Annotated in this window: 13 protein-coding genes; 4 read left to right on the top strand and 9 right to left on the bottom strand. The window is 39.7% G+C overall.

The window, feature by feature from the left end; all coding sequences use genetic code 11:
- Positions 1-25 precede the first annotated feature (25 nt).
- Entirely contained in the window at positions 26-1975 is a 1950-nt protein-coding gene (locus tag S4054249_RS22460; protein WP_046356023.1) for a discoidin domain-containing protein, read from the top strand.
- 273 nt (positions 1976-2248) lie between these two features.
- The gene (locus S4054249_RS22455; RefSeq protein WP_046356022.1) at positions 2249-3601 is read left to right on the top strand and encodes a M24 family metallopeptidase; all 1353 of its coding nucleotides are present in this window, start codon (positions 2249-2251) and stop codon (positions 3599-3601) included.
- 301 nt (positions 3602-3902) lie between these two features.
- Here the strand turns inward: S4054249_RS22455 and S4054249_RS22450 are convergent, their stop codons facing one another.
- Together S4054249_RS22450 and S4054249_RS22445 are read right to left on the bottom strand one after the other, a co-directional pair.
- Positions 3903-4238, bottom strand: a complete 336-nt coding sequence (locus S4054249_RS22450; RefSeq protein WP_046356021.1) for an antibiotic biosynthesis monooxygenase family protein — start codon at positions 4236-4238, stop codon at positions 3903-3905.
- A gap of 1 nt (position 4239) precedes the next feature.
- Complete coding sequence (locus S4054249_RS22445) at positions 4240-4572, bottom strand: NIPSNAP family protein (RefSeq protein WP_046356020.1); 333 nt, start codon at positions 4570-4572, stop codon at positions 4240-4242.
- 84 nt (positions 4573-4656) lie between these two features.
- Here S4054249_RS22445 and S4054249_RS22440 point away from each other — a divergent pair, with 84 nt between their 5' ends.
- Entirely contained in the window at positions 4657-5346 is a 690-nt protein-coding gene (locus tag S4054249_RS22440) for an ArsR/SmtB family transcription factor (RefSeq protein WP_046356019.1), read from the top strand.
- A 98-nt stretch (positions 5347-5444) separates the two neighbouring features.
- Here the strand turns inward: S4054249_RS22440 and S4054249_RS27340 are convergent, their stop codons facing one another.
- On the bottom strand, positions 5445-5783 hold the full coding sequence (locus tag S4054249_RS27340) for a CPBP family intramembrane glutamic endopeptidase (RefSeq protein ID WP_052960953.1): 339 nt from the start codon (positions 5781-5783) through the stop codon (positions 5445-5447).
- A gap of 288 nt (positions 5784-6071) precedes the next feature.
- On the opposite strand from S4054249_RS27340, the gene S4054249_RS22430 reads away from it, so the two are divergent.
- Positions 6072-7142: an esterase-like activity of phytase family protein gene (locus S4054249_RS22430; RefSeq protein ID WP_046356018.1), complete on the top strand. Its 1071-nt coding sequence runs from the start codon at positions 6072-6074 to the stop codon at positions 7140-7142.
- Between the two features lie 127 nt (positions 7143-7269).
- Here the strand turns inward: S4054249_RS22430 and S4054249_RS22425 are convergent, their stop codons facing one another.
- The 6 genes from S4054249_RS22425 to S4054249_RS22400 all read right to left on the bottom strand — a co-directional run bounded on the left by S4054249_RS22425 (position 7270) and on the right by S4054249_RS22400 (position 13370).
- Positions 7270-7821 (bottom strand): helix-turn-helix domain-containing protein, encoded by a 552-nt coding sequence (locus S4054249_RS22425; RefSeq protein ID WP_230851938.1) that lies wholly within the window; start codon positions 7819-7821, stop codon positions 7270-7272.
- Positions 7822-7884: 63 nt separating this feature from the next.
- A complete protein-coding gene (locus tag S4054249_RS22420; protein ID WP_046356016.1) occupies positions 7885-8730 on the bottom strand; it encodes a DUF4437 domain-containing protein in 846 nt (281 codons plus the stop codon).
- 256 nt (positions 8731-8986) lie between these two features.
- On the bottom strand, positions 8987-9496 hold the full coding sequence (locus S4054249_RS22415; protein ID WP_187301408.1) for a hypothetical protein: 510 nt from the start codon (positions 9494-9496) through the stop codon (positions 8987-8989).
- A 366-nt stretch (positions 9497-9862) separates the two neighbouring features.
- Entirely contained in the window at positions 9863-10624 is a 762-nt protein-coding gene (locus tag S4054249_RS22410; RefSeq protein WP_230851936.1) for an acyl-CoA desaturase, read from the bottom strand.
- A 296-nt stretch (positions 10625-10920) separates the two neighbouring features.
- On the bottom strand, positions 10921-12993 hold the full coding sequence (locus tag S4054249_RS22405; protein WP_230851935.1) for an EAL domain-containing protein: 2073 nt from the start codon (positions 12991-12993) through the stop codon (positions 10921-10923).
- Between the two features lie 86 nt (positions 12994-13079).
- Positions 13080-13370, bottom strand: a complete 291-nt coding sequence (locus S4054249_RS22400; RefSeq protein WP_052960952.1) for a hypothetical protein — start codon at positions 13368-13370, stop codon at positions 13080-13082.
- Between the last annotated feature and the right edge of the window lie 10 nt (positions 13371-13380).

Raw genomic sequence — 13380 nt, 5'->3', positions numbered from 1 at the left:
CTAAAGACAACAAATAAGGATGGCTATGTTTAAACTTCTTGGTATTTGCTCTTTGGCTTTTGTCACAGCCGCTAATGCGCAACCTTTTACTCTCATCGAAGACGTCACAATAACAGACCAAAAAATCACAGTCCCTATCAATGGTTTTAATGATCCCGTTGTATTTGCTTCAATCCCCACTCTTAATGACCCACAAGCGGGTGTTGTATCAATTTCAAATGTGACCGATTCAAGTTTCGATGTTCAATTTAAAGAATGGCCATATTTAGATGGCATACATGGTGAAGAACGAGTTGCCTTTTTAGTAGCGGAAAAAGGGCGTCATCAACTTCAAGATGGCAGCTTTTGGGAAATTGGTGAATTTACCATGACTGGTGGCTCCACCCATCAATTTTTTAACGAGAGCTTTGCCCATACACCGCATATTTTACTCAGTGGTCAAACACAAAATGACCCCGATGCCTTTTCATTGCGTGTATCAAGCGCGTCAGCATTAACCTTCGGTGTAGCACTCAATGAGCAAGAAGCAGGAAATAGCCATACTGAAGAATCAATTGGCTATCTTGCCGTTTATAGCCCTACCAATGCAGGGATCACACACAATAATGAAGCTTATGAGTTGACGCACCAAGCCATTAACCAAGAAGGGTTTCAAACCGTCAATGGAAAGCTGCTCGTTCAAGAAGAGCAATCACGTGACACCGAAACCGACCATTTACTTGAAATCATAAATATCCTAACGGTTAAGAATAAGCTGTTTGCTCAGGATATTACTCACTATGGCAAAGATACGATGGCCCTTCGTCTAGATACTGGTAGTCAATTTGCCATTGACCCTGGAGAAGCAACTGGGCAATATGGCAACATTGCACTGCTAGGCAGCAATGGGCTAACTGAAGCCTCTTACACCGCTAGTAACTCTTATTCAAAAGATAGCCCTTCAGGCGCATTTGATGGCTTTAACAACGGCCTACAAGTAAACATTGACTCTCCAAAGCGCATCAGGCGTGGGATATGGGTCTCTACAATCGAGCAAGAACACTGGCTACAAGTCGCGTTTGAGCGTAATGCGTACATCACTTCTTTTAGAGTTATGCTTTATGAAGGAGCTAAAACTATGGGACCAAAAGAAGTTACCCTGCAAGTTTCGCAAGATAATGTGCACTTTAGAGACCACGAGACTTTCACAGTCCCAATGGGCCTTAACCAGCTTATTACTTTAACAGAGCCTGCTATCGGGAAGTACATCAGGCTAAAAATTCACTCTACACATAATAGTACTAGCTCCATGCGTGTAATAGGCGAATTAGAGTATTATGGGGGCTTTGTAACACATGATACCGTCATTGAACCTGAGGACCCAACACCAATTGAAGGCACCACATGCGCTTCAATAAAACAGCAAACACCAAATGCAACCACAGGGATTTATCAAATAGACCCAGATGGAAATGGCGGTGAGCCTGCATTCTATGCGCATTGTGAAATGACACTTAATGGGGGTGGCTGGACACTGGTAGCCAACCACTCGGATGGACTAAATGAACTGGTTGTAACTTCACCGGTCACGGAGACGACTAGCGGTGTATTACCAGCAGCACAATGGCAGAATATTCAAAAGCAGATGACGTCAGGAATGATGTTTGTAGATGAATACAATCAGGTATCACAGATCAGCAAAGCTAAATTAACCAACGCTAACTGTGTTTCCTTGCAACAAAATGTTGATTTAAGCCAGCCCAAAGTCCCCTATGATACAGCTGTCCTATGGCAAAACGAAGGAACTGGATGTAGCCTATCCGGTCTTGATTACTCCTTTATTAGTTTAAGTACAAAACCAACAAGCCGCGGTGACGGTTACACTCGTAATGGCGCATCGCTATATCAGCATAATGTTAAATTTGACCTCTGGCCATATAATAATGGCGTATACAGTGGTGCAGAACAAAACTCTTTGCTGTATTACGTTAAATAAATTTAAGGCCAACTTAGCATATAAGTCGGCCCCAGTTAATAGTATTGGTAAACAATAAAATAACTCTCTGCGATTTAATAGTTACTCAATGTTAAATCGCAGCATAATTTCATATTATGTAAAAAAGCTGCTTTGTAATTCATGGCATTTCAGTTGCCGTCAAATTTTCATTCGCATATCATCATTGCTCTTACTAACAATAAAGACACTGATTTTAGGGCTCGTAATAAAAGGTAGCCTTCAAATTTTGATTAAATAAACAGTAGGATCAATATGTATAAGATTTTTGGACTATTTGGAGCCTTTTTAGGTCTCAGCACGTCTCTTGCTGCACAAGAATTCTCCCAAGGACGCGAAATTAAAGCACTACCAGACGTATTAAGTTTTAAAGAGCGTGTAGAGCCAATCAATAGAATGGTCACCAATAGACTCGATAACCTCCTTCCTAAACTCATGGATGAAGCCGACTTAGATATGTGGTTGGTGATTAATAGAGAGTACGGAGAGGACAAATTGTTTTATACACTTGTCCCGCAACCGACTTTTGCAGCTAGACGCACAACTTTGCTCGTTTTCTCTAAGAAGCCAGATGGTAGTGTGGAGCGTTTCAGTGTTAGCCGCTACCCAATCGGGGATCTATACCCTACTGTTTGGAAAGGCGGCAGTAATGAAGAACAATGGCAGCGTTTGGCCGAGGTAATCGCTGAGAAAGACCCAAAACGAATTGGTATAAATATCAGTGAAGACTGGGCGCTCGCAGATGGTTTAAGTGTTGGCTTACACAATCAGCTGAAAAAGTATTTACCTAATAAATATGAAAAGCGGTTAGTCAGTGCTGAAAACCTCGTAATCAGATGGCTAGAAACACGCAGCGAAAAGGAACTTAATGTTTACCCTCAAGCGGTCACCATTGCAAGACGCGTTATTGCTGAAGCCTTTTCAAACAAAGTAATAACCCCTGGAGTTACAACAACCACAGATGTAGAGTGGTACCTTCGTGAACGCTTTGAAGAACTACAACTTCGTCCTTGGTTCCAACCTTATGTCAATATTCAACGCCGCGGTGATAACCCTCCGAAAGATGAAGTATTCATGGGTAAGTATAACCGAGTCATTTTACCTGGGGACATCATCCACACCGATGTAGGCATATGCTATCTCAATCAATGTACTGACACGCAAGAAATGGGCTACGTATTAAAGCTCAATGAAACGGAAGTACCAAAAGGATTGAAAAATGCAATGTCTGTTGGGAATCGCTGGCAAGACATTCTAACCAGCAACTTTAAAACAGGACTTACAGGTAATCAGATACTGGCTGATACCATTCGAGATAGTAAATCTGCAAATATTATCAGCAGTACCTATACGCACCCATTGGGTTTCGTTGGTCATGCACCAGGTCCAACAATAGGTATGTGGGATAATCAAGGTCCAACTCCTATCCAAGGTGATTGGAAACTCTATCCAAATACGGTATATGCCATCGAGGGAAATATTAAGATTCAATTACCAGAGTGGGATAACCAGTGGGTTCAGATCAAGCTAGAACAAGACGCGGTATTCGACGGTACGCATGTTTGGTATTTAGCTGGCAGGCAAACCAAGTGGCACGTGATCAGATAAAGTTGCTCACATCAAGCCTCTTATTTTTTAGTTTGATTGAAAATATAAAGCCACACTAAGTGGCTTTGTATTTTACCTCTTTCAATTAATAGAAAGTTTACACCAGGTCCTGAACATAATTAGTACTGTTAGGAGAAAACACGTTAATGAGGAAAAAACTCACTCTCGACTTCCTCTAGCGAACTTACTGCTATGGAGAAATGTACTTCAGCAACTTGCATTGAATTTAATACTCAAAAGCATGGTCCAGCAATTTTTGTTCAGTCTCACATGCACCTTTAAGTACCCGGTAATTTTCACATTAGATCTCTAACTTTCTCTGCGTGTCACTTGAGCCACTCATATCATAATCTCTAATGACAGTAGCAACACGCAGTCGGAAATCTGCAAATAGCATAGATTTACCCAATACTTGAGCGCGCTGGTGTTCGATATTAGCTCGCCACTTTAAAACCGAATCTTCATTTTCCCAAAATGATAAGGAAAGATATTTGTCAGAGTGAGAAACATGAGCAAAACGCTCAATTGAGATAAACCCAGCTTGCTTTACAAGTAAGTTTTTCAGCTCGGCAGCTGTATCAAAATAGCGCTCTTTGCCTTCAGGTTTGAGAGTCACTTCAAATATCACTGCGATCATCTCATTTGTCTCCAATTAATGTTAATGTGCCTTCAACACCACTCAGGAAATAACGTTTTTCGTGCAAAATAAAACGCTCTCGTAGCGCAAACTGAAAGTTTGCTTGAGCTTGTTCATCAGCCCTTAATCTATGACGGTATGACTCGTAATCTGCAAGACTGCTAAATGCAATAAGGCCATAGGCTCGCTTATTGTCCCCTTCATAAGGCATGAAGTAGCCAATCAACTCTCCCCCTAGGCGAGGAATAATCTCTCCCCAATTTTTCGAGTATTGATTAAATTGCGCTAATTTACTTGGGTCGATTTCGTATTCTATGAAACAGGTCATATACATTTAGTTTGCTTCCTTTATTGTTTTGAGGCAGTCTAACGCTTTGAAAATGTTATGCTTCGATGTGCATCGAACTATTAAGAAGTTATGGAACCAAATATTTCGAATGTCGCAGGGTTAATTGCAGACCCTGCTCGCTCAAAAATGTTGATAGCCCTTATGGGAGGAAAAGCCCTCACCGCAACAGAGCTGACTTTAGAAGCCGAGATCACAGCGCAGACTGCCAGTAGTCACCTGGGAAAATTAGTCGACGGCGAGCTATTGCAAGTTCGAAAGCAAGGTCGTCATAAGTATTTTCAATTAAAAGGGCAACATGTTGCGACAGTGCTAGAACAGTTACTTGTTGTCTCATCTTATTCATCAGCTACTGTCAATACAGGACCAGCGGACCCCAGATTAAAATTTGCTAGAGTATGCTATGACCATTTAGCTGGTGAGCTTGGGGTTAAGCTTTATGATGCGCTGGTATCAGCCGATATGCTTATAGACTTGGGTGAACAATCTGTACTCACTGAAAAAGGCAAAGCCCACTTTAACAGTTTAGGCGTCGATGTATCGGCGCTTGAGAAAGCTAAACGCCCGATCTGTAAATCATGCTTAGATTGGAGTGAGAGAAGAAACCACTTAGCTGGCAGCTTAGGAAGATGGGTTTTAGATTTCATATTTGAAAAGCAATGGGCAGAAAGAGACTTGGATAGTCGCGCTATTACCTTTTCGGCAAAAGGGCTGAAGTCTTTTCACACAACATTTTTGATAAAACCTCAAACCCAAAGTTAACCTAAACTAGCAACGTGGAACAGATGCATGAGTAAACTATTAAAGTTTACTCTCTTTGAAAGTGTGAACCGAATCAAAGAACCTTTTGCTACGCCTATTTAAAAGAACTGTCCGATTAGGTTAATTGCATTATGTGACAAAATAGGCATAAGTAAACTGCCTGTTCGCTCTCTGAGCCACAAGAATATAAATCCGTAAAACCCTGTAAGTAAGGTATTTAAAGCAGAAAAAACAATATCACCATCACTATAAGAAAGGCCATGCAATAAACCAAACAATATAACAATAGCTACTCTTGCGATATTGATCTCGGCACCAAAAACATGCGGTAGGGATCTATTTTGCTTTCGTTGTAAATAACTTAATAATAAACTGCTGTATCTAATTTTGGCACTAAGTAACAGACTGTAATGTAAATTAATTAAAAATTTAATCAACGAAGTTCACAGAGCCATAATCAGCTTTTTCGGAATGAAACGAATGCCCTTCAGTCTCCTTCAAACTTATGATTGAATCACGACTGATAAAAGTTTTCTCGGCCAGCAGAGGTTATGTTGCCCACTAAAACCGGGCACAATTTTCTCCGCTAAGCAATATCCACAAACAATAAAGACTTCTGTCAGTACAGAAGTTCAAATTAACTAATTTTTTATTAGTATTGTGATGCAAACTTAACGATACCCGCGTATATTCCTCAGTTCTAATTCATTTGTTGATAAAACATTATGCGCAATTATTTATTCTTTGCCCTTTTAGCACCTTTTTTTGCTCACTCTGCAACTATGCAGCTTTCATACTTAGATGAATTCATTGTGCCTGCAGACCTAAAAATCAAAGGAGATACTGTCGGGGGCCTATCAAGTATTGAGTTTGCAAACGGCAAATACTTGATGATTGCAGATGACGCAGATAATCCAAGGTATTTCTCCGCCACTATTCAAATCAATGAAAACAAGTTTACCGATGTTAAGTTTGAACAATCTATCCAACTAATTAGCAAAAATGAACGGTCAATCGTCGCCGATCCAGAAAGCCTGCGCGCATTGCCAAATAATAGCGGTATCGCTTGGAGTAGCGAAGGCAGCATAAAGTACAACAAATCACCTGCAATATTCTTGCAAACAGAATCAGGCATGTCACGATTTGAGCTACCAAGCATGTTTGATATAAACAAAGTATCCGGACCTAGACACAACGCTGTGTTTGAAGGGTTGACGATCTCACCATCAGGTAAAGGTATGTGGGTGTCAATGGAGGGGCCACTCAAACAAGATGGAGAAAAAGCCTCTATCAAGCACGGTAGCATGATCCGTATTTCTTACTTTGATTTCGTCTCAAAAAAAATGCAAAAACAGTTCGCTTATTTTCTAGAACCTATGGTCAATCGCCCCGAAGCAAAGCCTGATGCATTTCGTACAACTGGACTCGTAGAGATTTTACAAATTAATGAACATCAGTTCTTAACTATGGAGCGCTCATATACAGCGGGGATCCCAGACGGTGGGAATAGCGTTAGTATCTTCCTCATTGACATTAAAAATGCAACGGATACGTCGCAATTAGCATCATTGAAAAGTGATCCTTACCAAGCTGCAAAAAAAACATTAGTGTTAAATATGGAATCAATAAAACATCAATTAGGTTCAAAGCATATTGACAACTTAGAAGGTATGACATTTGGTCCGCGACTTTCAAACGGAAATCAAAGTTTGCTAATGGTATCAGATAATAACTTTAACATTCATGGCAAGCAGCTTAGTCAGATTTTGTTGTTTGAAGTAAAAAATAAAAAATAGCTCAATAGATAAGAAATTGATTTGTCAGATCTGAGGCTTGCTCATTTCTGGCAAATCAAAACGACTCATCTAATCAATTATTCGTCAATCTGTAGTTTAAACCTGATAGATTATGGATACACTGGCCTTATTTATTGTTGGTGTCATTAAGTAATCTTTTTTGAGACAGATAGTCATAAAGAATATTCAGCCCTAACAAAACAAACCCAATGACGAAACAGGTTCCACCAAAGTCTAGGTACCTAAAGTTGCCATGCAATTCATACTGTTGATTAAAGTCAGCCCCTTTAAGCGTCGGTATAAGAATATCAATTATCCACATTCCGAAAAATAGGCTTGCAGCAGCAAATGCCATTAACCACGCGTATTTACATATAAAATTAAATGTCATGTTTTCAACCCTTTTTGAGGACTGAAGGGCTGTGGGTGTAACACCAAAAACAGATGCAAGCGCTTTTGTGGTTTCCAACGATGCAGACCCCGTTTTTTCCACCCGCTGAATAGTCCTGACACTTAAACTGCTCGCAGCTGCAAGTTCATCCTGACTCCAGCATTTAGCCATACGCAATTTATGTATTTTTTCTTTACTTAATTTCACATCCTGACTCATATTTGCCATCCCTTTAAAATGATAATATCGGGTCATGATACTAACTGTAAGAAAAATATTACCTGACACTGACCAGACCCGATAGCGACAGCAGCATGACACAAACACGCCAATGACATGACAGAGCTCTATTTATCTGATCTCAAATTGATTATCTGTGCGAATATACAAAATAACATCTTCATTATTAGGGGTCGTCACAAAATGATCCAATGCAGCTGTGGATTCAATGTAACTACCAGCGTCTAGCGTTATAACGTTTTGCTCACTAGAGCGATAGCTTACTTGTCCGGAAATAACTACGGCTCTAAATTCGCTTGCTTTGCTCACTATCACACCGTTAAATTTCTTAGGCAGCTTTATCATATACCCACTCACTGCGTTGTCACTACGCCACAGCTGTGTTGCCCTCACATTGGGACTTTTAAGATATGAAGCCGCTTTTTGATCAAGCCAAACAATATTGTTTTTGTGCAGGTTGAGCGGTCTTTCTCCATTATCAAATGCTTGATCCATAGGTCTTACCAAATAAGGACCTGAATCGATTTCAAGATATATCATATTAGTATTGCCACTGGCTGCAGTGATATGAGACTCTCCTGCAGGCTGAGTCCAATACGATCCTCTGGGCATCCACATTTTTTCAGCACTTGGGTCATCATTGTGCAATAGACCATCGATCACCACACCTCGGTAGGTGATATTATGTATATGCGGTGGAGACTCAAACCCTTTTTTAAAGCGGACTAACATACCTGTGGCGCTATTTTTTGTTCTATCTCCCCAAAGGTTTACCGCGCCAGGGCTCAACTTTCCTCTTAACGGGTTGAGATACCCCCACTCTAAGTGTTCAGTAGTAACCACTTTGGATACTCGTGAGCTCGCGAGTGATTCCGGCGTATGCAATAAAAGTAATAAACAAGATAAAGATGAGATGATGAAACGCATAAAACTTTCTTTCATTATGATTTTGAGCATGATTTTATGCCAAACAACCGCCAAAAATTAGAAGACAAAAAATATAAACACTTTCAATTTATGGCAGATAATAACTCGGAGTGTTGTAACTAATTACACGCCCTTATGTCAAATGCACAATTACTAAATCGTAGACCAAAAGGTATGTTTTAAAAGAAGCGATAAAATAACCACTGGGAGTTTGGCGAGCTCGCTTTAAAGAACATACGCCCAATACCTGCATCACACAGGTATTGGAAGCACGATTAAAGCGCAGTTACAGCTTAAATGGCAAAGAAGAGTGGTGAAGGTTAATTTTTACATTACCTGCTTCGTCTTTGATATAACCAAATGAATACTCTACTTTAATTTCTTCACCATTTTTCTTAGTAAAGTAGTAATTACCCATCGACATAGCTGAGTTACCATCTGTGATGATCCCTTCATTTTCCCAGCGAACCTTAACATAAGGCGCTAATGCGAACCCTTTGTCTTCTGCCAAATCTTGGCCTACAAAATAAGATAAAGCTTCTTTTTGTGTGCCTCGAAATTGGTCAACTGACGCCAAAGTCGGCTTAAACAGTACCTGACCGTTATTAAACGCATAGAATTCCTCCAAATGCTTAATCGCTGCTTTTTTTGGATCTTTCGCTTGTCCGATTTTTACGATCCCTTCACCCCAGCCTTTTTGTGCGGCTTCTACTTCAACCGTTGTAATAGGCGCAGCCTGTGCACTCAGTGACACCATTGAAGCAATTGCTAGTGATATTGCAGCTAACTTAATCATGAAACTCTCCTTTTGAATGTTCTTTATTTCTTATCGCTAGTTAAACTCGACCACAATATGTGACCGATTTTAGGGGTCGTCAAACCTCATACCCTTTTGCGAGTATCAATATCTCGCCCAAAAGGACTACGGTAAAAGGTACCCCCATTGTCGTTAAAATTAAGTTATATAACAATTAACTTTATGTAATATTACAAAGTTTCAAGATAAATAAATTAAACTAGGAAAATGGACTGAAAACTCTAGCAGGCAACATCAAAAACATTCATATAAAAATACCAATAGCCTTAGCCAATTAGCCATGCATTTGGTGTTAAACAAATGCTTTTTTTGGGGCTCCCACTCATTGGTTGAAGCACAAACTAGCTAAATGCCTTTTCGAAGAAACTGAGCAACTTTGCAATCTTCTTGCGTCCGTTCAACTCGTTGTGTCATATTATTAGCCACAATCACTAGTTCAGTGCGCACAGGTAACTGCTCAGGTAATTTGATATTTTTTACGATGCCAAGGTTGTGCAAAGCGTTTAACACCCACCAACCGGGATCAGGCTCATCCTTATAAAGCCCCAACATGGCAGATCCGGGGTAAGCATGATGATTGTTATGCCAGGCTTCTCCCATGGACAAAAGCCCTGCCATTCTGATGTTATGCCCCTGCACTGCGGCTCCCTCAACTTCCCACGTTTTATCTCCTTGGTTGTGAGCAAAATACCCAATCAGCCAATGGCCTCCAACAGATATGACAATCCTTACGGACACACCCCATACCAGCCAAGCTAGACCGCCATGAATATATAAAGGGACAGCTAAAATTAACTGCTGAAGCATCCACGTTTTTTCTAGCAATTGATAAAACCGACTTTTAGATATCCTGTCTTCCATCTCAAATTTAGGAGGATTATTTAGGACAAGATCGCAGTTAAGTTGCCACCAAGCATCTTTTATAATTTTGGACCCATGTAGTAAATAGTCATGGCATTTATTTTGTCTTTGCGCCCAATCCCTAAGGTCATGTTGGATCAACATACCAATGGGGCCTGCCATACCAACTAATACGCCCAAGTATACAAATAGATACTCCATCCACTTAGGACAGTCGTATGCACGATGAATAAGCAATCGATGCATTCCAAGGGAATGTCCAAAGCATAATGTAATTGCCGAGAGAACAAAGAATATTAAGACTGAAGAGAGAGAAATAACAAAAGGAGCAACTAAAATAGTTACTGCAAAATGCATTAGAAACCAAATGGATTTACTTGGCTTCCACCTTACCGTTCCGCGATATGCACTCGTAGTATCTGGAGATCTAACTCTTTGTGTATTTGACATAAAAACCCTGTTATTGAATTATTGTAATTCTGACTCAATATTTTTTATAACAGTAACTTAAATATAGATTTGAGCACACACTAAATAGCTATCTACTCTTCAACGGGCTCACCTTTATCTTTTGCCGTATTCGCGTTGTCGGCTGTATCACCTTTGGTCATATACAAATAAATGGCTTCTTCTACTGGCATGGCTTTGAAGTATAGAAAACCTTGCACGCACTCAATGTGAGACTGTTTTACCACCTTTTCTTCATCGGTAGTTTCAACACCTTCTGCCACCAGCTTAAAGCCTAATTTTGAGATCATTTCAGATAAATTGGTATATAACGATATAGACTTACTATTTAGTTGTTCTGGCAACAAACTTCGGTCTAACTTGATGGTTTCAATATTTAACTTAGACAGCACAGACAAGCAGGAATACCCCGTACCAAAATCGTCCATTGCACACGCAATTTTATTCTTTTTAAGCGAATCAACAATAGTCACTGTTTTATTAAAATCTTCAATATAACTGGACTCCAGTAACTCAACCTCAACTTGACCTGGAAATTTGGCAAATGCCTTTATAATTCTTCGATATCCGCCTGTTAAAAGATTTTGTGGTGATATATTAAAGCTAATTTTCGGTTTTAAGCCATGCTTCGAAAACTGCTCTAAGTCTATCTCTAACTGATCAATGACGTAGTTGTCGATGATATGCAGCAAGTTATGTTGATCCAACGTTTCTAAAAACCATGGGCCAGAAACAGTACCATCTTTGTTCGTCAGCCTTAATAGCGCTTCAAAGCCAACAACCTGCTTGTTATATGGATTAATTTTTGGTTGATAAAATAAAGTCAACGCCCCTTGATTTAATGCCTCTGTCACTTCCTTTAGGCTATGAGCACTGATCTGTTCTTTTCTTTGTGTTTCACTGAAAGAGCCTTCAGCGCCTTCTTCAATCAAACGCCCTGCGGTGTAGCGTTTCATCAACACATCAAGTGCCTTACCTGATAAGTTGTTGTCTCTATTTGCCTTTAAAAACGGAAAATAAATCAGCGCATTAATCAGTACTAAACCCACTTGTAATACAATACCTTTCACACTCTCTGTAAGGAGCCAACCATTTACAAAAATTGGTGTAAACCATGGAATTTCATCGGCGTACTCAACTGATACAAAACCACTATAAAATGCAAAATATGCAATTGATGCATTAACTAGTGGGCAAAGTAAAAATGGCAAAAGAATATATGGGTTAAAAACGATGGGTAATGCGTATATCATCACCTCACTGATGTTAAAAAGTGCCAAAGGAGAGGAAATAGCTGCAATACGCTTTTCATGTTGACCTTTTTTCAAAAATATCGCGGCCACAATCAAGCCCCACAAACACCCAGTTCCACCTAAAATGACAAACCCAGTAAAAAAGTTATAACTAATTAAATCAGGTAAAACATAGTAGCCAGTCAACTCACTAGAAACCAGCAATTGATAAGTGTTATCACCATGAACACCTATAAACCAAAGCAAATGGGAGATGATCAGCTGCATTGATAGCTTTTCAAACACGTTCCAGTGGGGGTTAAGAGATCTTAGCAACTCCACGATAGAATCAGCGGCCATATCAATATATGGAAATAGCAGCAACACGACACTGGTAACGATTAGGTAGGGTAAAATTAAATTTAAGTGTTTTCGTAAAAATAGACTAATTGAGCTTACGCCAACCAAACGAAACACTCTTAAGCGCTCGAGATAAGACAGAAAATAGCAACAAACAACGGGCATGAGCAATGAGTATAAAGCCCCCATACGATGATTAATGGCCAGATCACCATCAGAAATAGTGATGTATCCTGTTGTCGCTGTGAAACAAGTAAAGACTAATATTGGACTGGCAATTGAGTGGACTTTTAAGTTTTTAGATAAGTAGTAACTAAAAGACATCAAGGTTAATACAGGAAAAATCCCCCATACCAACACATTAAAGTCTTCTAAAAACTGATGCTCAACGCCCTTCATGGATATATTGAGCCATTGATTAATGAGTGTGATTAACGACGCAACGATGAAAAATGGAATTAACGCAATATACCCCTCTCGCAGTGACAATATCACTGTGTTAGAGGAAATTTTGAATGCATATTGGTTAAATTTATTAAGCAACGTTCTTGTCACAACTCAGTTTTTCTTTTTACATTACCCCAATAAATTTAGATTACAATCGGTTCTTGCAAATTTTTACTGAAAATAATTCAACCTGATCAAGCGTATAAATCAACACCTATGAGCGCTTGTATTTCTGAGCGTCTGTTTTCGTTTTGTACGGCTGAATATGACTGAACTGCTTTGCTAGCGTTGAAGGAAGGTTGATCGTAGATAACCGAGCGCTTGTCCTGCTGGAACTGCTCCGCTAATTTAATGCCTTGTTGGCTGAATTTGATATCACTGACTGGGCTGGATTGATCATTCGGGCGCGTATTCTCCTGAGTTTTAACAACCTTGGAGTTGAACTGATAAGTGTTCTGATTTTGAACGACTTGATTAATCCGCATGCTACGCGCC

The sequence above is a fragment of the Pseudoalteromonas luteoviolacea genome (assembly GCF_001750165.1).
Lineage (GTDB): Bacteria > Pseudomonadota > Gammaproteobacteria > Enterobacterales > Alteromonadaceae > Pseudoalteromonas > Pseudoalteromonas luteoviolacea_G.
Note: the sequence above shows the minus strand (reverse complement) of the source record. Positions and strands in the feature narration are given on the sequence as shown.